Origin of the sequence: Streptomyces rhizosphaerihabitans, from assembly GCF_025399795.1 — a bacterium.
Lineage (GTDB): Bacteria > Actinomycetota > Actinomycetes > Streptomycetales > Streptomycetaceae > Streptomyces > Streptomyces rhizosphaerihabitans.
The window spans coordinates 58775-79581 of record NZ_JAODTZ010000031.1 but is presented as its reverse complement, the minus strand read 5'-3'; the positions used below and the strand labels follow the sequence as shown (position 1 = coordinate 79581).

Below are 20807 nucleotides of genomic sequence, written 5' to 3'. Positions count from 1 at the left end.
CGAGGGAGGCCTTGTGAACGCCCATCGCAAGCAGCTCATAGCGCTCGCCCACCCCGTCTACCTCTCGCTGCTGGCCTCCGTCGCCGCCGGAATCATCAACACCGTCTGGGTCTCCCGGCTCGGGGGTGACGCGGTGGCCGCCGTCGCCGTCGCCACGAACACCGAGAACGTGCTGCTCGGCGTGGCCCTGGTCTTCGCCTCCGGCACCACCGTCCTGGTCGCGCACGCCCGGGGCGCCCGTGACCCGGGCGCGCTCCGGGCGGCCGTACGCGGAGGCTGGGCGCTGTGCGCCGCGCTCACGCCGGTGATCGCCCTCGGCGGCTATCTGCTGCGCGAGCCGCCGGCCCGGCTGGTGCTCGGCGGCGACGGACGCGCGCTGACCCTGGCGGTCCAGTACTTCGCCGTCTCGCTGCCCGGCATCGCCGTCTTCTTCGCGCAGAACCTCGTCGACGGCATCCTGAAGGGCACCGGCGACACCCGCACCCCGATGCGCCTAGCCCTGCTGGCCAACGGCCTGATCCTCGGCCTCGACCCGCTCCTCATCCACGCGTACGGCGTCCGGGGGGCCGCCGTCTCGACCGTGCTGTGCCGCTCGGTGGCCCTTGTCACGGGCCTGCGCGCCCTGCGCCGGAACGCGCTGCTGTCCGAGGCCGCGACCGCGACGCCCGCCGAGACCACCGGCGCCGCGCTGCGCCGCACCCTCACCACCGGTCTGCCCATGTCCGCCGACTTCACGGTGCGGCAGGGCGGCGCCCTGGTGCTGGTCGCGATCGTGGCCCGCCTCGGGACGACGGCGGTGGCGGCGTACGCGATCGCGTACAAGGTCATGTACGTCGCCACCATGGCGTTCTACGCGGTCCGGCAGGCCGCCTCGATCCACACCGCGCACACCCGGGGCGCGGGCCGCGACGAGCGGGGCGCCATCGGACGGCAGGCCGTCCTCGTCTCGGGGACCGTCGGCCTGCTCGCCGCGGGGCTCCTGTGCGCCCTGGCGCCCTGGATCATGCGGGCCTTCGGCGCCGGCCCCGCGGTCGCCCACGACGGCGTGCTGTTCCTGCGCTGCGTCGGCCCCTACCTGCTGCTGATGGCCTGCTTCATCGCCCTCGGCGGGGTGTTCGAAGGCAGTGGGGGAGCGCCGGTGCTGCTCCGGGTGACGCTGGCCGGTACGGCGGTCCAGCTCCCGCTCGCGTACGCCCTGTCCGGACTGGGGCTGCCGGGCGTCTGCCTGGCGCTCGCGCTGTCCATGACGGTGCAGTGCGCCGTCCTGTGGCTCTGGACCCGTCGGACCCGGCGTCAGGAGGACGCCAGGGTCTCCTTGGTGCGGGCCGCCTGAGCGGGGAGTGCCGGAGCCGGCTCGGAGACCGAGCTCCGCCACAGTTGCCGGGCGGCGAGCAGCGCGGCGATCACCAGCAGGCCGTTGCGGATGACGAGCAGAGTGACGCCGAGCGGGGTGCTGCCCACGACATCCGCGAACCAGGTGGGGAACTCCAGCACCGTCACGAGGCACGCGACCAGCACCAGACAGGCGGGCACCGTCATCCGGCTCGCGCGAAAGCACAGACAGACCGCCGCGATACCGACCAGCCACACCAGGTATTGCGGGCTGATGACCCGGCTGGTGGCGGTGAACATCAGGACGGCGACGAACGCGGCGTCGGCGAGGGTGTGCGGCAGGAACCGCTTGGCGCACAGCCGCCACAGCAGCAGCCAGCCGAAGGCGAGCCCGGTCAGGAACAGGGCCGCCGTGCTCACCAGGTCGACGTAGGGGCCGACGAACTCCACCGAGCCGTAGTTGAGCAGCACCCGCCCGTTCCAGCCGTGGTGCCGGGCCACGTGGAAGACGAGGGAGCCGAGCGACTCCACCTCGGTGCCGCGGTCGCGCTGGGCGGTCAGGAAGGCGAACGCACCCGGCATCGTCGCCCAGAACAGCGCCGCGGTCCCGGCCACCGTCGCCGCGGCCGAGACCCAGGCCCGGCGGCGCACGGCGCCGAGCAGCAGCAGCACCGGCCACACCTTCACCATCGCGCCGAAGCCCGTGAGCACCCCCATCACCCGGGGATGGCGGGCTCCGGCGAGCAGCGCGGCGACCGCGACGGCCGTCACCATCACGTCGTAGCGGGCGTACACGGTCGGCCCGAGCAGCGGAACCCCGATCATCCACACCCAGGCGCCGCGCAGCGTCCTGCCGGAGCGTGAGCCCGCGTACAGGAGCAGCCCGAACACCACCAGGTCGGCGACGAAGGCCAGCACGAAGAAGGCGTGCGGGTAGTCGAGGAACGGCAGTAGGCCGGGGGAGAGGATCGCGAGGGCGGCGGCCGGCGGATACTGCCAGGTCACGTCGTTCTGCGGGAAGGTGCCGTGCCGCAGGACGTCGTACCAGCCGTGGTAGATCACGGCGACGTCGCTGGTGACGTCCGGACCGGGGAAGACGTACACCTTGGCCACGAAGAGGAGCAGGATCAGCCTGGTCAGGCCCCAGGTTCCCAGCAGTGCGGCCACGCCGAACGGGAACCTCGTGCTCCGTGCCCCCGTCATGCCCACCTGACCTCTTCGTCCGGAAACGGTGTGTGTCGCCGCCGTGCTCTTCGCGGACCCAGGGTGACGCGCCGGTCTGTGTGCGAGCCGTCGAGCGCGGCCGTGCGGAGCTGTGAGTATAGGTTCGATAGTGTCGAACACGATGCACAAGACCCTGATCGTGACGAACGATTTCCCGCCCCGCCCCGGCGGCATCCAGGCCTTTCTGCACAACATGGCGCTGCGCCTGGACCCCGGGCAACTCGTCGTCTACGCCTCGACGTGGAAGCGCGGCCGCGAGGGCGCCGAGGCGACCGCCGCGTTCGACGCCGAGCAGCCCTTCACCGTCGTACGGGACCGCACGACCATGCTGCTGCCGACGCCGGGCACCACCCGGCGGGCGGTCGGCCTGCTGCGCGAACACGGCTGTACGTCGGTGTGGTTCGGGGCGGCGGCCCCGCTCGGCCTGATGGCTCCGGCGCTGCGCAGAGCGGGCGCGCGACGGATCGTGGCGACCACGCACGGCCACGAGGCCGGCTGGGCCCAGCTGCCCGCGGCCCGCACGCTGCTGCGCCGGATCGGTGAGTCCACCGACACGATCACCTACCTCGGGGAGTACACGCGCTCGCGGATCGCCTCGGCGCTGACCCCCGAGGCGGCCGCGCGCATGGTCCAGCTGCCGCCCGGCGTCGACGAGCGGACCTTCCACCCCGGCTCGGGCGGCGCGGAGGTCCGGGCCCGGCTCGGCCTCACCGACCGGCCGGTCGTCGTCTGCGTCTCCCGCCTGGTCGCGCGGAAGGGCCAGGACACCCTCGTGCTCGCGATGCCGCGGATCCTGGCCAAGGAGCCGGACGCGGTGCTGCTGATCGTCGGCGGCGGGCCGTACGAGAAGGAGCTGCGCAAGCTCGCGCACGACACCGGTGTCGCCGGCTCGGTCCGGTTCACCGGGGCGGTGCCCTGGTCGGAGCTGCCCGCGCACTACGGAGCCGGGGACGTCTTCGCGATGCCGTGCCGGACCCGCAGGGGCGGGCTCGACGTCGAGGGGCTCGGCATCGTGTACCTGGAGGCGTCCGCGACGGGCCTTCCGGTGGTCGCCGGCGACTCGGGCGGCGCGCCGGACGCCGTGCTCGACGGGGAGACGGGCTGGGTCGTACGCGGCGGCTCCTCCGAGGAGGCCGCCGACCGCATCGTCACCCTCCTCGGCGACCCCGAACTACGCCGCCGGATGGGCGAGCGGGGACGCGCCTGGGTCGAGGAGAAATGGCGCTGGGACCTCTTGGCGGAGCGGCTGCGGGAGCTGCTCTAGCCGACCGGGTGCGCCTACGGGGTGTCACTTGCCGTCCGCAGGCGCCTGCGGGCCGCCTTCGCCTGGCCGCGCAGTTCCCCGCGCCCCTGACGGGCGCCCCGTCAGGGGCGCGGGGAACTGCGCGAGCAAGCACGATGCACCTTCCGCCCGGGAAGGACCCGCACCGCCTACGGCGGTTCCCGGCGGTCCCCGAAAACACCTCGGCCGGTACGGAAAAACGGCTCGGCCCCCTCCAACGAAGGGGGCCGAGCCGTGTTGTTCCCGGCCGGGGCGGAACCCGGTCGCTCGGGCGTCAGCCCCGATAAATTGCCTCGATCTCGTTCGCGTAGTCCTTGGCGACCACGTTGCGCTTCAGCTTCAGAGACGGCGTGAGGTGCCCCGACTCCTCGGTGAACTGGTGGGCGAGGATGCGGAACTTGCGCACCGACTCCGCCTTGGACACCGCCGCGTTGCCGTCGTCGATCGCGTCCTGGATGGCGGCGATCAGGTCCGCGTCCTCGCTCAGCGACGCCGCGGTCGAGCCGGCCGGCTTCCCGTGCTCCTCGGCCCAGCGGGCCAGGAACTCCTCGTCGACCGTGACCAGCGCGCCGACGAACGGGCGCCCGTCGCCGACCACCATGCACTCCGCGACCAGCGCGTGGGCGCGGATGCGGTCCTCGATCACGGCCGGGGCGACGTTCTTGCCGCCCGCGGTGACGATGATCTCCTTCTTGCGGCCGGTGATGCGGAGGTAGCCGTCCTCGTCGAGGGTGCCGATGTCACCGGTGTGGAACCAGCCGTCGGCGAGGGCCTCGGCGGTGGCGGCCTCGTTGTTCCAGTACCCCTGGAACAGGTGCTCGCCGTGCAGCAGCACCTCGCCGTCGTCGGCGATGCGGATCACGGAGCCGGGCAGCGGCTGGCCGACCGTGCCGATCTTCGTACGGTCCCATGGGTTGAAGGCCGTGGCCGCGCAGGACTCGGTGAGGCCGTAGCCCTCCAGGACCGTGAACCCGATGCCGCGGAAGAAGTGGCCGAGCCGCTCACCCAGCGGGGCACCGCCCGAGATCGCGTACTCGCCGCGCCCGCCGAGGACCGCGCGCAGCTTGCTGTAGACGAGCTTGTCGAACGTCTTGTACTTGATCTTCAGACCGAGCGACGGGCCGGAAGGGGTGTCCAGCGCGCGGCTGTACGCGATCGCCGTGTCCGCCGCCTTGTCGAAGATCTTGCCCTTGCCGTCCGCCTGGGCCTTGGCGCGCGCCGAGTTGTAGACCTTCTCGAAGACGCGCGGCACACCGAGGATCAGTGTCGGCCGGAACGCGGCCAGCTCGTCGGTGAGGTTCTTGATGTCCGGGACGCAGCCCAGCTTGATCGGCGCCATCATCGGCGCGACCTGCACGAGCCGCCCGAAGACGTGCGCGAGCGGGAGGAAGAGCAGGACGGAACACTCGCCCGTGCGGAACAGCGGGCGCAGCCGCTCCACGATGTTGCCGCACTCCGCGAAGAAGGCGCGGTGCGTGAGGACACAGCCCTTGGGCCGGCCGGTGGTTCCGGAGGTGTAGACGATGGTCGCCGGGTCGTCCGCCTTGGCGAGCGAGCCGCGCTCCTCGACGGTGGCGTCGCTGACGTCCTTGCCGAGGCGCTCCAGCTCCTCGACGCCGCCGGCCTCGATCTGCCAGACGTGCTCGAGGGCGGGCAGCCGGTCGCGCACCGACTCCACGGAGGCCGCGTGCGTGGCCAGCTCCACGATGCAGGCGGTCGCGCCCGAGTCACCGAGGATCCACTGCACCTGCTCGGCGGAGCTGGTCTCGTACACCGGCACGGTGATGGCGCCGGCGCTCCAGATCGCGAAGTCGAGCAGCGTCCACTCGTAGCGGGTGCGGGACATCAGAGCGACCCGGTCGCCGGGCCGCACGCCCGAGGCGATCAGGCCCTTGGCCGCGGCCCGCACCTCGGCGAGGAAGGTGGTGGCGCTGACGTCCGTCCAAGTGCCGCCCACCTTGCGGGCGATCACGGCTACGTCGGGATGCTGCGCGGCGTTTCTGCGAACGATGTCGGTGAGGTTTCCGTCCGCAGGGACCTCGTACAAAGCCGGAAGGCTGAACTCGCGCAAGACTGCTGCTCCTCATAGGGCGCCGACGCCACGACTCTGTGTGATGCGACGGTGCGGTCCAAGGCTCGGGCAGGTACTCAGGAGATCGCTTGTTGAAATCCTGAGTACGACTGGACTGCCCGGACGTTACCCGCCGGTATGGCTTCTTCGACAGGGGGTCCCGGCGAGATGTTCTATGCGTCACACGTGTTGGCGTTCCTTCGCGCACAGTAGTCCACGCCCTTCTTGACTGGCCAGTAACCGCAGGTCCGGCCGCCTCTGTTCACGTTTGCCGCACAGGCCTACGCTTGATCGTCATGGCATTCACACCGGTCGGCCGTCCGAGGACGCGCATTCATGTGGTCAGCGATGTGCACGGCAACGCCCGGGACCTGGCCCGGGCGGGCGACGGCGCCGACGCCCTGATCTGCCTCGGTGACCTGGTCCTCTTCCTCGACTACGCCGACCACGCGCGCGGCATCTTCCCGGACCTGTTCGGCGTGGAGAACGCCGACCGCATCGTCGAGCTGCGCACGGCCCGCCGCTTCGAGGAGGCGCGCGCGTTCGGCGCGCGGCTGTGGGCGGGCATCGGCACCGACCGGGCCGCCGCGATCGAGAAGGCGGTACGCAAGCAGTACGCCGAGATGTTCGCGGCGTTCCCGACACCGACGTACGCGACCTACGGCAATGTCGACATGCCGACCCTGTGGCCGGAGTACGCCGGACCCGGCACCACCGTCCTCGACGGCGAGCGGGTCGAGATCGGCGGCCGTGTCTTCGGTTTCGTCGGCGGGGGACTGCGGACACCGATGCGGACGCCGTACGAGGTCAGCGACGAGGAGTACGCGGCCAAGATCGAGGCGGTGGGTGAGGTCGACGTCCTGTGCACCCACATTCCGCCGGAGGTGCCGGAGCTGGTCTACGACACCGTGGCGCGCCGCTTCGAGCGCGGCTCCCGTGCCCTGCTGGACGCGATCCGGCGTACACGCCCCCGTTACGCGCTCTTCGGCCACGTCCATCAGCCCCTCGTCCGCCGGATGCGCATCGGGGCGACGGAATGCGTGAATGTGGGGCACTTCGCCGGGTCGGGCCGGCCCTGGGCGCTGGAGTGGTGAGCCGGAGGCCGTGGTGAACGCCAGGTGTGGTGACGGTGCCCGTGGCCGTGCGCGGTAGCCTTCACGCTGCACACACGTGCGCACCGACCTCCCTCACCGGACCGCATCTGGAGGAGCCACCGCGATGGCGGAACACACCAGTTCGAGCATCACGATCGAGGCGGTACCGGCTGACGTCATGGCGGTGATCGCCGACTTCGCCCGCTATCCGGACTGGACGGGTGAGGTGAAGGAGGCGGAGGTCCTCGGGACGGACGAGAAGGGCCGCGCCGAACAGGTCCGCCTCGTCATGGACGCCGGCGCCATCAAGGACGACCAGACTCTCGGCTACACCTGGACCGGCGACCACGAGGTCTCCTGGACCCTGGTCAAGTCCCAGATGCTCCGTTCCCTGGACGGCACCTACCTCCTCAAGCCCTCGGGCGACGGCGCCACCGAGGTCACCTACCGGCTGACCGTCGACGTCAAGATCCCCATGCTCGGCATGATCAAGCGCAAGGCCGAGAAGGTCATCATCGACCGCGCGCTGGCAGGCCTGAAGAAGCGCGTCGAGGAAACGGTCTAGTCACCCACGGGCGCCCGCCCCACACCCCGGGGCGCCGTCGCGCCCAGTGCCCGGAGCGCACCCACACCCCGGGCGTCAGCTTGCCGAGTCCCCGGAGCGCACCCCGCACCCGCCAGGGCCCACAGCACTTCCTCGCCCCTTCGTCCCGGCCCTTCCCGTACCCGGGGCTCCGCCCCGGACCCCGCTCCTCAAACGCCGGAGGGGCTGAAACCCACGCACCCTGGCCACCACCCACCCGCAGTCGGGAGCGCGCGGGAGGGGACGTGCCGGTACATCAAATGCCCGCAGGCCGGACGGATCATCAGCCACGCCCGCTTCGAATCGCCGGTGGGATCCGTTCGGATGCGGGCGGATGTACCGGCACGACCCCGACCCACCCACCGGACCGGAACCCGGAAACCGCCGAGGCCGCCGCACCGGTAGCGTTCACCCCCATGCGCACCATCCTGATCACCGGCCAAGGCGGCACCGGCCGTACCACCGTCGCCGCGGCCACCGCGCTGCAGGCGGCCAGGGAAGGCACCCGCACCCTGGTGCTCACCGCCGACCGGACCGACACCCTCGGTGCCGTCCTGGGCGTCCCCACCGGCCCGGACCCCGTGGAAGCCGCCCCTGGCCTCACGGTCTGGCGCCCCGACGCCGCCGCCCGCTTCCGCGAGGACCTCACCGCCTTCCAGCGACGCGCCACCACTGCCCTCGACCTGCTCGGCGCCTCCCGCCTGGACGCCGAGGAAGTCACCCCGCTCCCCGGCGCCGAGGAACTCGCCCTGCTGCGCGCCCTGCGCGACGCGGCGCTGTCGGAGGCGTACGGCCTGCTCGTCGTGGACCTTCCCCCGGCCCCCCAGGCCCTGGCCCTCCTCGCCCTGCCCGAGGAACTCCGCCGGTATCTGCGCCGCCTGCTCCCGCCGGAGCGCCAGGCGGCCCGCGCCCTGCGCCCCGTCCTCGGGCGGCTCGCGGGCGTGCCCATGCCCGCCGAGTGGCTGTACGAGACGGCAGGGCGCTGGGACGTCGAGCTGGCCGCCGTGCAGGCCGTCGTCGAGGACCGCGCCACGACCGTACGACTGGTCGCCGAGCCCGGACCGGCCGGCGCCGACGCGGTCCGCACCGCAGCCACCGCCCTCGCCCTGCGCGGCCTGCCCGTCGACGGCCTGGTCGCCAACCGGGTGCTGCCCGGCGCCACCACCGACGCCTGGCTGGGGGCCCTCGCGGCCCAGCAGCGCAAGGCCCTGGACGAGTGGCAGGGGACGTACGAGGTCCACGAGGTCCCGCACCGTGGCCACGACCCGCGCGGCACCGACGACCTCGCCGCGCTCCCCGTGCCCGGCGTCAACACCGCGCCCACCCCCGTCGAGTGGCCCGTCACCGACCACCTCGCCGACGACGGCGTGCTCGTCTGGCACATCCCGCTGCCCGGCGCGATACGCGACGAACTCGACCTCATCCGGCGCGGCGACGAACTCGTCGTCACCGTCGGCCAGTTCCACCGGATCGTCCCGCTCCCCTCCGCGCTGCGCCGCTGCACGGTGGCGGGCGCGGCCCTGCGCGAGGGCGAGCTGCGCGTCCGCTTCACGCCCGATCCCGGGCTGTGGCCGCGCGAGAAGTGACCGTGCCGTGATCCGGGGCGCCGGACACGGTGAACGTGGTACCCCCGTTCGGGTAACGTCGAAGGCAAGAAAAAAGTAGGCAGGAGTCCCGCCATGAGCGAAGAGCGCCCCACATCCGACGCCGCTCAGGAGGAGACGGCCGACGAGGTGCGCGTCGAAGAAACGCCCGCCACCGACGCCGACGCCTGGGCGACGGCCTGCGCGGAGGACCTCGCCGCGGAGAAGGCCCGTCGTCGCGCCCAGCACGGGCCGCCGCCCGGCTCGGCCGCCGAGGAACTGCGCAAACTCGTCGACGCCGTCGCCGACAAGCTCTCCGGGCTCCAGCCGCCGCTGTTCGGCGCGGTCGCCTCCGGGACCGCCCAGCAGATGGTCAACCAGGTCGTGCAGCAGGCCAAGGCCGCCGTGGAACCGGTGCTGGAGCGCAACCCCGAGGTCTTCGACCACCTCGCGGCCGCGGGCTCCGAGCTGCTCGCCGCCTACCGTTCGGCCGTCGAGAACCAGGAGCGCCGCTGGACCGCTCAGGGCACCGGATCCCGCGAAAACGAGTCCGGTCCGGGCGAACACATCGACTTGGACTAATCGCCCCTCGGGTACGGTTGGCCGTAGCGGGGCTCGACCGAAACTGAGGGATTCATGGGACTCACCATCGGCGTCGATATCGGCGGCACGAAGATCGCGGCCGGTGTGGTCGACGAGGAAGGCAACATTCTCTCGACGCACAAGGTGCCGACCCCGACCACGCCGCAGGCCATTATTGACGCCATCGCCTCGGCCGTGGAGGGCGCGCGCGCCGGTCACGACATCGTGGGTGTCGGTATCGGTGCCGCCGGATACGTGAACCGCCAGCGCTCGACGGTGTATTTCGCGCCGAACATCGACTGGCGCAACGAGCCGCTCAAGGCTGAGGTCGAGCAGCGTGTCGGTCTGCCGGTCGTCGTGGAGAACGACGCGAACGCGGCCGCCTGGGGCGAATACAAGTTCGGCGCGGGCAAGGGCCACCGCAACGTCATCTGCATCACCCTGGGCACGGGCCTCGGCGGCGGCATCATCATCGGCAACAAGCTGCGCCGCGGGCACTTCGGCGTGGCCGCCGAGTTCGGCCACATCCGGATGGTGCCGGACGGTCTGCTGTGCGGCTGCGGCTCGCAGGGCTGCTGGGAGCAGTACGCCTCCGGGCGCGCCCTCGTCCGCTACGCCAAGCAGCGGGCGAACGCGACCCCGGAAGCCGCGGAGGTCCTGCTGGGCCTCGGTGACGGCACCCCCGACGGCATCGAGGGCAAGCACATCTCCATGGCCGCCCGCCAGGGCGACCACGTCGCGGTGGACTCCTACCGCGAGCTGGCCCGCTGGGCCGGTGCGGGTCTGGCCGACCTCGCCTCCCTCTTCGACCCGTCCGCCTTCATCGTCGGCGGCGGCCTCTCGGACGAGGGCGAGCTGGTCCTCGACCCGATCCGCAACTCGTACAAGCGCTGGCTGGTCGGCGGCAACTGGCGCCCGGTCGCCGAGGTGATCGCCGCCCAGCTGGGCAACAAGGCGGGTCTCGTCGGAGCGGCGGACCTGGCCCGGGAGCCCGACCCGATCATGTAGCGCCCGCACATCCTGTCGCACGGCAGCGCCCGCCGCACCCCCACGGGACGGCGGGCGCCGCCGTATCCCGCCCTCACCCGATCGAGGGGATCCGGTGCCACGAGAGCGGCGCTCCACCCGCCCGTTTGCCTACGTGGCGTGCGGTGCCGCCTCCCCGGAGCCCAGGGCGTACGACCAGGGGCGCCCCGGGTGCGCCGTGTCCGTGAGTCCGGTGCCGTGAACCCATGTCCGTGCGCCCGGGGCTGTCCGGCCGTGTCCGTGCGCCCTGTGTGGCTGTGTCCATGCGGGCCATGTCCATGCGGACCGTGTCCATGAGCCCGGGGCCGTGCGCCACCCGAAGACCGCGGAGTCGTGTGGTCCTTCGCCCTTTCCGGCGGGCTCTCAGCGCGTATGTTGATCGCCATGCCGACCAGCCCTTCCGCCAGTCCGCTGCCCGCGTCCCGTACCGAATCCGACGGTTCGGCCGTCATCCGCGTGCTCAGCTACAACATCCGCTCGATGCGCGACGACACCGCCGCGCTCGCCCGTGTGATCAGCGCCTGCGCACCGGACCTCGTCCTGGTCCAGGAGGCGCCGCTGTTCTTCCGCTGGCGCAAGAAACTGGCGCGTCTCGCCGCCGCCTCCGGCCTGGTCGTTCTGTCCGGCGGCGCCACCGCCGCCGGCCCCGCCCTGCTGTGCACCCTGCGGGCCACCGTGGAGCGCACCGAGGACGTGCTGCTCCCGCTCACCCCGGGCCTGCACCGGCGCGGCTTCGCCACGGCGGTCGTACGGTTCGGGGGCGCCCGGCTCGGCGTACTGAGCTGCCATCTGTCGCTCCAGAAGGACGAGCGCCACCAGCAGAGCGGCATGCTCCTGGACCGTCTCGCCGGACTCGGCACCCCGCACGCCGTCGCGGGCGGCGACCTCAATGAACGCCCGACAGGACCGGCGTTCCGACGCCTCGCGGGCACGCTCCAGGACGGCTGGGCGACCCGTCCCTGGGGCGGGGAGCACACCTGGACGTTCGCGGGACCCGACCGGCGCATCGACGCGATCTTCGCCACGCCCGGCGTCGAGGTCCTCGGCTGCGGGGTGCCGCTCGGACTACCCGGCGTCACGGGGACAGACCTGAGGGCGGCCACGGACCACCTGCCCGTGCTGGCCGCCCTCAGAATCCCCGCGTCCTGAGTCCTCGCGTCCTGAATACGCGTCCTGGGGGCCGGGTCAGACCACCGCGCCGCGCCCCGGGTCGTCGAGGTCGTCGTCGTCGTTCATGCGCGCCACCAGGGTGGCGAAGCCGCCGAGGAAGCCGCCGATGCCGAGGGTGGTGAGCCACCAGGTCATGTCCCAGCTGAGCAGGACGGCCAGCAGAAGCAGGGTGGGGCCGCCGAGCACGCCGAGCCAGGCGAACTTGGCGGTCGTGTCGGCGGTCGGCAGCGGAGGTGGCTCGGGCGGTACGAAGTGGCCCTCGTCGTCCTCGTCGAAGTCGTCCTCGGTCGGCTCGGGCGCACGGTAGTCCCGCGGGCCGCCGACACCGGGAGCGAAGGCGATCGAGCTGCCGAGGGGCCTGGCGGCGGAGGGCCGGTCGCCGGGGGAGGCCTCCGGCTCGGGCTTGGCCCCCGGAGCCGGGGCGTCGTCGCCCTCGCCCGTGCCGTCCTCGGCGCTCTTGCCGCCAGTGTCGGGTCCCGCGTCCGCACCGGGCTCGGGGAGCGCGAGGTCCTCCACCGACCGGTACGGCCGTGAGCCGGGCGGGTCCGGCGGCTGCTCGCCGTATCCCTCGACGATCGACTGCCAGGCGGCGTCCTCGTCGAAGGGCACGCTCTGCTCATCGCCGGGAGACTCCCCGCGGGCATCACCGAGCGACTCTCCGAGCGGGTCCCCCACGGACTCTGCGAGCGCGTCGCCGAGCCCCTCGCCGAGAGCCCCGTCGAGCGGCTCGCCGACGGGTACGCCCGTCTCCTCGGAATCGCCGCGGTCCGCGTCGTGCTCAGCCACCGGCTGCCGTCCCTTCCTGCTGACCCACCTGACCCGCGTCGGCCTCCTTGCCGGCACCGGGCGCGAGCCGGGTGACGAAGGAGTAGCTCTCCTCGAAGATCCGGTCCGCGTCGTGGTCCAACGTCGCGACGTGGTAGCTCTGTTCCAGCACGATCTCCGTCACGTCCGTGGACGACACCCGGCCGAGGATGCGCGCCGAGTCGGCGGGGGAGACCACATGGTCCTGGAGGCTGTGCAGCAGCAGGAGCGGCTGGGTGACCTGGGGCAGCTCCGCGTCCACGACTCCGCACAGCCGGCGCATCGAGTGCGCGGCGTGCAGCGGCACCCGGTCGTAACCGACCTCTTCGGAGCCCTCCTTCGCGATGTCGCTCGCGATGCCCTTGGTGGACGGAACGAGGTGACGGAGCACGGGCAGGGCGTGCGCGGCGAGGCCCTGCACCTTGTTCAGCGGGTTGACGACCACGACGCCGCTGATCTCGTCGCCGTGCCTGGCCGCGAGCCGCAGGGCCAGCGCGCCGCCCATCGAGAGCCCGAAGACGAAGACCTGCGAGCAGCTCTGGCGCAGGGCGCGCAGCTCGCGGTCGACCTCCGCGTACCAGTCCTGCCAGCCGGTGAGCTGCATGTCCTCCCAGCGGGTGCCGTGCCCCGGCAGCAGGGGCAGCGCGACAGTGAGACCGCGCCCGGCGAGATACTCCGCCCAGGGGCGCAGCGACTGCGGGGAGCCGGTGAAACCGTGGCAGAGAAGGACGCCGATCTCTCCGCCCTCGTGGCGGAACGGCTCGGCTCCAGGAAGGACCGGCACCTCGGTCTCCTGTTCATGAGTTGGGCGGGAAACGACTCCAGATGTGCTTCACCGTACGCGACCGTACTGACACCGACCAGGGTCGTCGGGTCCTTTGACGGTGCTCCGGGTTAAGGTCTGATCTACGACACAGGAGGCACTCGGGTGATCTACGGCGCAATGAAGTTTTCCATCGGAGGGCCGCTGAAGCTCGCCTTCAGGCCCTGGGTGGAAGGCCTCGAGAACATCCCCGCCGAGGGCCCGGCCATTCTGGCGAGCAATCACCTGTCGTTCTCGGACTCCTTCTTCCTGCCGGCGGTCCTCGACCGCAAGGTGACCTTCATCGCGAAGGCCGAATACTTCACGACCCCGGGTATCAAGGGCCGGATGACCGCCGCCTTCTTCAAGGGCGTCGGCCAGCTCCCGGTGGACCGTTCCGGCGCGCGTGGCGCGGGCGAGGCGGCCATCAAGAGCGGCATCGACGTGATCGAGCGCGGTGAGCTGTTCGGCATCTACCCGGAGGGCACGCGCTCGCCCGACGGCCGCCTCTACCGGGGCAAGCCCGGTGGCCTCGCGCGCGTGGCCCTCGCCACCGGCGCGCCCGTCATCCCCGTCGCGATGATCGACACCGAGAAGATCCAGCCGCCGGGCAAGGTGATGCCCAAGCTGATGCGTCCGGGCATCCGCATCGGCAAGCCGCTGGACTTCAGCCGCTACAGCGGTATGGAGCACGACCGGTTCGTGCTCCGCGCGGTGACCGACGAGGTCATGTACGAGATCATGAAGCTCTCCGGCCAGGAGTACGTCGACATGTACGCGACGGCCGCCAAGCGGCAGATCGCGGATGCGGCGAAGGCCGAGAAGGACGCGGAGAAGGCGGCCAGGGCGGCGCTCGCCCAGGCCGAGAAGCAGGCGGCCAAGGAACAGGCCGAGAAGCTTGCGGCCGAGGAACAGGCCGAGAAGCTTGCGGCCGAGGAGCAGGCCGAGAAGCAGGCGGCCGGGGAGCTTGTGGCCGAGGAGCAGGCGGCCGGGGAGCAGGCCGAGGCGCGGAACGGGGAGCAGGCCGGGGGGCAGGCTGCCGAAGCGCAGGCCGGGGAACAGGCCGATCCGTCGACCGGTGAGGGGACCGTCGGGGAAGCCGAACCGACCGACAGGCAACGGTCCGGCTCCTAGAAGCGTCCGTCAGGACGTCGGCAGTGTGGGGTGGGGGGCATGGCCAAACGCGAGAGAGTCATGAGGATGTCGGTCGAGCAGCCGCTGTGGCGTGCGCTGACCGGGTACCGGGTGCTGACCGTGCTGTACGCGATCGGGCTCTTCGCCACCGCGTACGACAAGTTCGCCCGCCCGTGGGTGGCCGTCGCGTTCTTCGCGTTCCTGCTCGTCTGGACGCTGGCCACGCTCCCGAGAGTCTCCGGCGCGGCCAACTGCACCAGGCGGTTCCTCGCCGCCGACCTCACGGTCGCGCTGGCCGGCATCATGCTCACCCGCGTCGCCGACTCCGCCTCGCGCATCGACTCGGGCGGCCCGACGCTGCCGTCGATATGGACGGCGGGCGCCGTCCTGGCCTTCGCGATCAAGGGCGGCTGGCGGTGGGCGGCCTTCGCCTCCACGCTCGTCGCCGCGGCCAACATCATCGAGCGCGGCGCCCCGACCCGGGACACCGTGCACAACGTGATTCTCGTCTGGGTCGCCTCCATCGCCATCGGCTACGTCGTCGAGGTCGCCCGCGCCTCCGAGCGCACCCTCGCCCGTGCCCTGGAGATCGAGGCCACCACCCGCGAACGCGAGCGCCTCGCCCGGGACATCCACGACGGCGTGCTCCAGGTCCTCGCCATGGTGCAGCGGCGTGGCAGCGCGCTCGGCGGCGAGGCCGCGGAGCTCGGCAGGATGGCCGGTGAGCAGGAGGCCGCGCTGCGCACGCTGGTGTCGGGTGGTCTGGTGCCCGTCTCACGGGTGTCGGAGGACGCCGCACTCGGCGCGGTCGTACGAGCCGTCGACGAACCCGACGACGAGGATCCCGCGGGCCCCGTCGACCTGCGCGCCCTGCTCGCCCCGTACACCACCGCGCGCGTGACCCTCTCCGAGCCCGGCGCGCCGGTACCCCTCGGTCCGCCCGCCGCGCGGGAAGTGGCCGCGGCCGTCGGTGCCGCCCTGGACAATGTCCGCAAGCACGTGGGCGCGGACGCCCGTGCCTGGATCCTGGTCGAGGACGAACCGGACGCGGTGATCGTGACGGTGCGCGACGACGGTCCCGGCATCCCGGAGGGGCGGCTCGCCCAGGCCGAGGGCGAGGGGCGGCTCGGGGTGGCGCTGTCGATCCGCGGCAGGCTGCGCGAGCTGGGCGGCACGGCCGAGCTGATCTCGGTCCCGGGGCAGGGCACCGAGGTCGAGCTGAAGGTACCGAAGGACGCGCGGGGGAAGGCGAAGACGCGATGACGAAGGCGACGGTACGGCGATGACGGGCGGGACGGCGGCGGAGCCGCGGGCGGGCGAGGATCCCATCAGGGTCATGGTGGTGGACGACCACCCCATGTGGCGCGACGCGGTGGCCCGTGACCTGGCGGCCGCGGGGTTCGACGTGGTCGCCACGGCGGGCGACGGCGAACAGGCCGTGCGCCGGGCCCTGGCGGTGGCGCCCGACGTCCTCGTCCTCGATCTGAACCTGCCCGCCAAGCCAGGTGTGCAGGTCTGCAAGGAGCTGGTCGGCGCCAATCAGGCTCTGCGGGTTCTGGTCCTGTCGGCCAGCGGAGAGCACGCCGATGTGCTGGAGGCGGTGAAGTCCGGCGCGACCGGCTACCTCCTGAAGTCGGCGTCCGCGGAGGAGCTGACCGACGCGGTGCGCCGGACGGCCGTCGGCGACCCGGTGTTCACCCCGGGCCTCGCGGGCCTGGTCCTCGGCGAGTACCGCCGGCTGGCCTCGGAGCCCGCCAGCGCCACGGGCGCCGGCGAGCCGAGGGTCCCGCAGCTGACCGACCGTGAGACCGAGGTCCTCCGCCTGGTCGCCAAGGGACTGAGCTACAAGCAGATCGCCGAGCGCCTGGTCATCTCCCACCGCACCGTCCAGAACCATGTGCAGAACACCCTGGGCAAGCTCCAGTTGCACAACCGCGTCGAGCTGGTCCGCTACGCCATAGAGCGCGGACTGGACGAGGCCTGACCCGGACAGCGGCCCCCCTTCGGGTGATCTGCGTTGATCAACTGGCCGACAATTCACCGGAATAGACCATCCGCACCATGCCGAAGTGACCTGGATCACTATTAGCGTGAGTCCATCAGCCAACCATGGCGAAGGGACTTTCCATGCGGGTCGGAGTACTGACCGGAGGCGGCGACTGCCCCGGGCTCAACGCCGTCATCCGGGGCATCGTCCGCAAGGGCGTGCAGGAGTACGGCTATGACTTCGTCGGTTACCGCGACGGCTGGCGGGGGCCGCTCGAAGGCGACACCGTCCGGCTCGACATCTCCGCCGTGCGCGGGATCCTGCCCCGCGGCGGCACCATCCTCGGATCCTCGCGCACCAACCCCCTCAAGCACGAGAACGGCATCCGCCGGATCAAGGAGAACCTGGCCAAGCAGGAGGTCGAGGCCCTCGTCGCGATCGGCGGCGAGGACACCCTGGGCGTCGCCGCGCGGCTCGGCGACGAGTACGGCATCAACATCGTCGGCGTACCGAAGACCATCGACAACGACCTCTCCGCCACCGACTACACCTTCGGCTTCGACACGGCGGTCAACATCGCGACCGAGGCCATCGACCGCCTGCACACCACCGCCGAATCGCACATGCGCGTCCTCGTCTGCGAGGTGATGGGCCGCCACGCGGGCTGGATCGCCCTCCACTCGGGCCTGGCCGGCGGCGCGAACGTCATCCTCATCCCCGAGCAGCGCTTCGACGTGGACCAGGTCTGCGCCTGGGTGACCTCGCGCTTCAAGGCGTCGTACGCGCCGATCGTGGTCGTCGCCGAGGGTGCCATGCCCAAGGACGGCGACATGGTCCTCAAGGACGGGACCCTCGACTCCTTCGGGCATGTCCGGCTCTCCGGTGTCGGCGAGTGGCTGGCGAAGGAGATCGAGCGGCGCACCGGCAAGGAGGCCCGCACCACGGTCCTCGGGCACGTCCAGCGCGGCGGGACGCCCAGCGCCTTCGACCGCTGGCTCGCCACCCGCTTCGGCCTGCACGCCATCGAGGCCGTCCGCGACGGCGACTTCGGCAAGATGGTGGCCCTGCGCGGCACCGACATCGTCCGCGTTCCGATCGCCGAGGCGACCGCCAAGCTGAAGACGGTCGACCCGAAGCTCTACGAGGAGGTCGGCGTCTTCTTCGGCTGACGGCGGAGCCTCTGCGACTCTGGGGGTATGGGTCGTATATTCGGCCCATACCCCCAGAACGGGAGGAACCGGTGGAGATCCTGGCGTTCGGCGTCCAGTCCGACGAGAAGCCCCTGATCGAGAAGGCTTTCGAGGGACGCCACGAGGTCCGCTGCCTCGGCGTCTTCCTCACCGAGGACACCGCGCCCATCGCGGCCGGCTACGAGGTCATCTCCACCAGCGTCAACTGCGGCCTGGGACACCGTGTTCTGCAGACCCTGGCGGCCGGCGGCACCCAGCTCGTCGCCCAGCGCTCCACCGGGTTCAACAACATCGACCTCGAGGTCGCCGAGCGCCTCGGCATGACGGTCGCCCGGGTCTCGTACTACTCGCCCCACTCGGTCGCCGAGTTCGCCTGGACCCTCGGCATGGCCGTCAACCGCCGTATCGTGCGCGCCGCCAACCGCACCCGCGACTTCGACTTCCGCCTCGACGGACTGATGGGCCGTGACATGCACGGCCGCACCGCGGGCGTCCTCGGCACCGGGAAGATCGGCGAGGCCTTCACCCGGATCGCCCACGGTTTCGGCATGAAGCTGCTCGGCTGGGACATCGCCGAGAACCCGGCCTGCGTCGAACTCGGCATGGAGTACGTCTCCAAGGAGCGCCTCCTCGCCGAGTCCGACCTGGTCACCCTGCACGTTCCGCTGATGCCCCAGACCCAGCACCTCATCGACGCCGACGCCCTGCGCGCGATGAAGGACGACGCGATCCTGGTGAACTCCAGCCGCGGCGGCCTGATCGACAGCCAGGCTCTCGTCACCCAGTTGCGCGCAGGCCGTTTCACGGGCGTCGGTCTCGACGTGTACGAGGCGGAGGCCGGGCTGTTCTTCCTCGACAAGTCCCTCGAAACCGTCGAGGACGACACCCTGGCCCGTCTGGTCACCTTCCCGAACGTCCTGGTCACCTCGCACCAGGCGTACTACACCGCCGACGCCGTCGGCCAGATCGTCGACACCACTGTCGGGAACGTCCTCGACTACACCGAGGGCCGCCGCTCGGAGAACGTGCTGGTGCCCCGCAGCTGACCCGCCAACTCCCGTACGACGGCCGCGCCGTTCAGCGTCAGCACCGACTCCGGGTGGAACTGCACACCCGCGAATCCGGGACCGCGCAGCGCGTGCACCTCGCCGTTCGCGGCGCGGCTGACCTCGACGCCGTGCGCCGACAGCTCCACCAGCGCGTCGTCGTCGCAGCGGGCCGCGAAACTGTTGTAGAAACCGACGGTCTCGGCCCGCCCGAAGAGGTCGATGCGGGTCTGCGCGCCCTGGTACGACACGTCCTTGCGGACGATGTCCAGCCCCAGCTCGGCCGCGATCAGCTCGTGGCCGAGGCAGACACCGAGGACGCCGTGCCGGTGCCCCCGGAGCACCTCGGCGGTGAGCGCCCGCAGGAAGCGCATCTTGGGGTCCGCCGGATCGGAGGGGTCCCCGGGACCGGGGCCGAGGACCACCGGCCCCTCGTGCGCGAGGACCGCCTCGCGCAGCCCCGGTTCGTCGTAGCGGCGCACCGTCACATCGAGCCCGGACGACCGCAGCAGATGCGCCAGCATCGCGGTGAAGGTGTCCTCGGCGTCCACGACCAGGGCGTGCCCAGTGAGTTCCCGGGACCGCTCCTGCATCCGCAGCCAGAAGGGCGCCAGCGAGGCCCGCCGCCCGTCCAGCGACGCCCGCACCCGCGGATCGTCGCCCAGCCTCGGCCGGGCGCCGTCCGGGTGCGGCCTGCCGGGCCGCACCCCCAGTGCCGCCAACACACCCGCCGCCTTGGCATGGGTCTCGGCGACCTCGCCCGCCGGATCCGATCCCCGTACGAGGGTGGCGCCGACCGGCACCCGCAGCCGGCCGTCCGCGTCGATGTCGGCGGTCCGGATGAGGATCGGGGAGTCGAGGGTCTGCGCCCCGGCCCCGCCGTCCGGCCCGTCCCCCGGCTGCCGCCCGACCAGCGCCAGCGCTCCCGCGTAGTAGCCGCGCCCGCCGACCTCGTGGCGCTCGATGACACGGCAGGCGTTCTGCACCGGCGAGCCGGTGACGGTGGCCGCGAACATCGTCTCCCGCAGCACCTCCCGCACGTCCAGCGAGGAGCGGCCCCGCAACTCGTACTCGGTGTGCGCGAGATGGGCCATCTCCTTGAGCCGCGGCCCGATCACCACCCCGCCCATGTCACCGACCGTGCACATCATCTTGAGCTCCTCGTCGACGACCATCGAGAGCTCCTCGATCTCCTTGCCGTCGGCGAGGAAGGCGAGCAGGTCCTCGGGCGTCGGACCCCCGGCCGGATAGCGGTACGTCCCGCTGATCGGGTTCATCACGACCGTCCCGGCGGACATCCGGACATGCACCTCCGGACTCGCCCCGACCAGCGTCCGCGCCCCGGTGTGCACGACGAACGTCCAGTACGCGCCCCGCTCGCCGACCAGCAACCGGCGGAACAGCGCCAGGGCGTCGGCCCGTCCGAACCCCGGGATCCGGCCCTCGTACGTCCGCCGGATCACGAAGTTGGCGCCCTCGCCGCGCCCGATCTCCTCGCGCAGCACCCGTTCGACGATCCCGGAGTACTCCTCGTCGCCGACGTCGAAGCCGCCGCCTTCGACCCGGACGTCGTGGGCCGGCAGCTCGGCCAGCGCCTGTGCGAGCGGCAGTTCGTGGCGCTCCTCGGGGACGAGCACCGAGAGCGGGGTGCCGTCGTCGCGGACGTCGAAGCCGCGCTCCCGGATCTGCCGGAACGGGATCAGCGCGAGGCCCTCGTCGGGGATGTCGGCGAGGCGCTCCACCTCGCGCACCGGCCCCAGCAGCAGCTCCACCACCTCGTGGTCGCGGCCCGGGGTGCGGCGGCGCAGCAGGGCGAAGGGACGGGGATCGTCCAGCAGGTCGAGCAGATTCATCGGTGCGGTCCTTCTCTCGAATCGTGCATCTCGGAGAGGAACGA

17 protein-coding genes and 1 pseudogene are annotated in these 20807 nt (G+C 71.8%); 13 read left to right on the top strand and 5 right to left on the bottom strand.

Going from position 1 to position 20807, the window contains the following annotated elements; all coding sequences use genetic code 11:
* The first annotated feature begins 13 nt into the window (after positions 1 to 13).
* On the top strand, positions 14 to 1333 hold the full coding sequence (locus tag N4G66_RS27655) for an MATE family efflux transporter (RefSeq protein ID WP_261706934.1): 1320 nt from the start codon (positions 14 to 16) through the stop codon (positions 1331 to 1333).
* Here the strand turns inward: N4G66_RS27655 and N4G66_RS27650 are convergent.
* Positions 1294 to 2535 (bottom strand): DUF2029 domain-containing protein, encoded by a 1242-nt coding sequence (locus N4G66_RS27650; RefSeq protein ID WP_261706933.1) that lies wholly within the window; start codon positions 2533 to 2535, stop codon positions 1294 to 1296. The genes N4G66_RS27655 and N4G66_RS27650 overlap by 40 nt on opposite strands.
* Before the next feature lie 142 nt (positions 2536 to 2677).
* On the opposite strand from N4G66_RS27650, the gene N4G66_RS27645 reads away from it, so the two are divergent.
* Positions 2678 to 3820 carry a glycosyltransferase family 4 protein gene (locus N4G66_RS27645; RefSeq protein ID WP_261706932.1) on the top strand — a complete coding sequence of 381 codons (1143 nt, stop codon included), beginning with the start codon at positions 2678 to 2680 and terminating at the stop codon, positions 3818 to 3820.
* 292 nt (positions 3821 to 4112) lie between these two features.
* On the opposite strand, the gene N4G66_RS27640 is transcribed toward N4G66_RS27645, so the two are convergent.
* Positions 4113 to 5909 (bottom strand): AMP-dependent synthetase/ligase, encoded by a 1797-nt coding sequence (locus N4G66_RS27640; RefSeq protein ID WP_261706931.1) that lies wholly within the window; start codon positions 5907 to 5909, stop codon positions 4113 to 4115.
* A 338-nt stretch (positions 5910 to 6247) separates the two neighbouring features.
* Here N4G66_RS27640 and N4G66_RS27635 point away from each other — a divergent pair, with 338 nt between their 5' ends.
* The 6 genes from N4G66_RS27635 (at position 6248) to N4G66_RS27610 (ending at position 11926) form a co-directional block, all read left to right on the top strand.
* The gene (locus N4G66_RS27635) at positions 6248 to 7003 is read left to right on the top strand and encodes a metallophosphoesterase family protein (protein WP_261706974.1); all 756 of its coding nucleotides are present in this window, start codon (positions 6248 to 6250) and stop codon (positions 7001 to 7003) included.
* A 124-nt stretch (positions 7004 to 7127) separates the two neighbouring features.
* The gene (locus N4G66_RS27630) at positions 7128 to 7568 is read left to right on the top strand and encodes an SRPBCC family protein (protein WP_261706930.1); all 441 of its coding nucleotides are present in this window, start codon (positions 7128 to 7130) and stop codon (positions 7566 to 7568) included.
* A gap of 434 nt (positions 7569 to 8002) precedes the next feature.
* Entirely contained in the window at positions 8003 to 9172 is a 1170-nt protein-coding gene (locus N4G66_RS27625) for an ArsA family ATPase (protein ID WP_261706929.1), read from the top strand.
* A gap of 93 nt (positions 9173 to 9265) precedes the next feature.
* Entirely contained in the window at positions 9266 to 9751 is a 486-nt protein-coding gene (locus N4G66_RS27620; RefSeq protein ID WP_261706928.1) for a DUF5304 domain-containing protein, read from the top strand.
* 54 nt (positions 9752 to 9805) lie between these two features.
* A complete protein-coding gene (locus tag N4G66_RS27615) occupies positions 9806 to 10759 on the top strand; it encodes an ROK family glucokinase (RefSeq protein WP_261706927.1) in 954 nt (317 codons plus the stop codon).
* 402 nt (positions 10760 to 11161) lie between these two features.
* Positions 11162 to 11926, top strand: coding sequence for an endonuclease/exonuclease/phosphatase family protein (locus tag N4G66_RS27610; RefSeq protein WP_261706926.1), 765 nt, complete (start codon positions 11162 to 11164; stop codon positions 11924 to 11926).
* A gap of 36 nt (positions 11927 to 11962) precedes the next feature.
* Here N4G66_RS27610 and N4G66_RS27605 read toward each other — a convergent pair whose 3' ends face one another.
* Positions 11963 to 12733, bottom strand: a complete 771-nt coding sequence (locus N4G66_RS27605) for a hypothetical protein (RefSeq protein ID WP_391858889.1) — start codon at positions 12731 to 12733, stop codon at positions 11963 to 11965.
* Entirely contained in the window at positions 12726 to 13535 is an 810-nt protein-coding gene (locus N4G66_RS27600; RefSeq protein WP_261706925.1) for an alpha/beta hydrolase, read from the bottom strand. The genes N4G66_RS27605 and N4G66_RS27600 overlap by 8 nt, the downstream gene beginning before the upstream one ends.
* A gap of 159 nt (positions 13536 to 13694) precedes the next feature.
* Here N4G66_RS27600 and N4G66_RS27595 point away from each other — a divergent pair.
* From N4G66_RS27595 to N4G66_RS27575, 5 genes and pseudogenes are all read left to right on the top strand, one after another.
* Positions 13695 to 14480, top strand: a pseudogene (locus N4G66_RS27595) (lysophospholipid acyltransferase family protein); the annotation flags it as partial.
* 246 nt (positions 14481 to 14726) lie between these two features.
* Positions 14727 to 15950 (top strand): MacS family sensor histidine kinase, encoded by a 1224-nt coding sequence (gene macS, locus N4G66_RS27590; protein WP_261706924.1) that lies wholly within the window; start codon positions 14727 to 14729, stop codon positions 15948 to 15950.
* Positions 15951 to 16023: 73 nt separating this feature from the next.
* Complete coding sequence (locus tag N4G66_RS27585) at positions 16024 to 16671, top strand: response regulator transcription factor (protein WP_315903698.1); 648 nt, start codon at positions 16024 to 16026, stop codon at positions 16669 to 16671.
* Positions 16672 to 16814: 143 nt separating this feature from the next.
* Entirely contained in the window at positions 16815 to 17843 is a 1029-nt protein-coding gene (locus N4G66_RS27580) for a 6-phosphofructokinase (protein WP_261706972.1), read from the top strand.
* A gap of 71 nt (positions 17844 to 17914) precedes the next feature.
* Complete coding sequence (locus N4G66_RS27575; RefSeq protein ID WP_261706922.1) at positions 17915 to 18910, top strand: 2-hydroxyacid dehydrogenase; 996 nt, start codon at positions 17915 to 17917, stop codon at positions 18908 to 18910.
* Here N4G66_RS27575 and N4G66_RS27570 read toward each other — a convergent pair.
* Entirely contained in the window at positions 18862 to 20763 is a 1902-nt protein-coding gene (locus N4G66_RS27570) for an anthranilate synthase family protein (protein WP_261706921.1), read from the bottom strand. The two genes, N4G66_RS27575 and N4G66_RS27570, sit on opposite strands and share 49 nt — an antisense overlap.
* Between the last annotated feature and the right edge of the window lie 44 nt (positions 20764 to 20807).

Coding starts and splice junctions, on each gene's coding strand:
- N4G66_RS27650 (WP_261706933.1), bottom strand. CDS start 2,535: ATGACGGGGGCACGGAGCACGAGGTTCCCGTTCGGCGTGGCCGCACTG.
- N4G66_RS27645 (WP_261706932.1), top strand. CDS start 2,678: ATGCACAAGACCCTGATCGTGACGAACGATTTCCCGCCCCGCCCCGGC.
- N4G66_RS27630 (WP_261706930.1), top strand. CDS start 7,128: ATGGCGGAACACACCAGTTCGAGCATCACGATCGAGGCGGTACCGGCT.
- N4G66_RS27625 (WP_261706929.1), top strand. CDS start 8,003: ATGCGCACCATCCTGATCACCGGCCAAGGCGGCACCGGCCGTACCACC.
- N4G66_RS27620 (WP_261706928.1), top strand. CDS start 9,266: ATGAGCGAAGAGCGCCCCACATCCGACGCCGCTCAGGAGGAGACGGCC.
- N4G66_RS27615 (WP_261706927.1), top strand. CDS start 9,806: ATGGGACTCACCATCGGCGTCGATATCGGCGGCACGAAGATCGCGGCC.
- N4G66_RS27610 (WP_261706926.1), top strand. CDS start 11,162: ATGCCGACCAGCCCTTCCGCCAGTCCGCTGCCCGCGTCCCGTACCGAA.
- macS (WP_261706924.1), top strand. CDS start 14,727: ATGGCCAAACGCGAGAGAGTCATGAGGATGTCGGTCGAGCAGCCGCTG.
- N4G66_RS27585 (WP_315903698.1), top strand. CDS start 16,024: ATGGTGGTGGACGACCACCCCATGTGGCGCGACGCGGTGGCCCGTGAC.
- N4G66_RS27580 (WP_261706972.1), top strand. CDS start 16,815: ATGCGGGTCGGAGTACTGACCGGAGGCGGCGACTGCCCCGGGCTCAAC.
- N4G66_RS27570 (WP_261706921.1), bottom strand. CDS start 20,763: ATGAATCTGCTCGACCTGCTGGACGATCCCCGTCCCTTCGCCCTGCTG.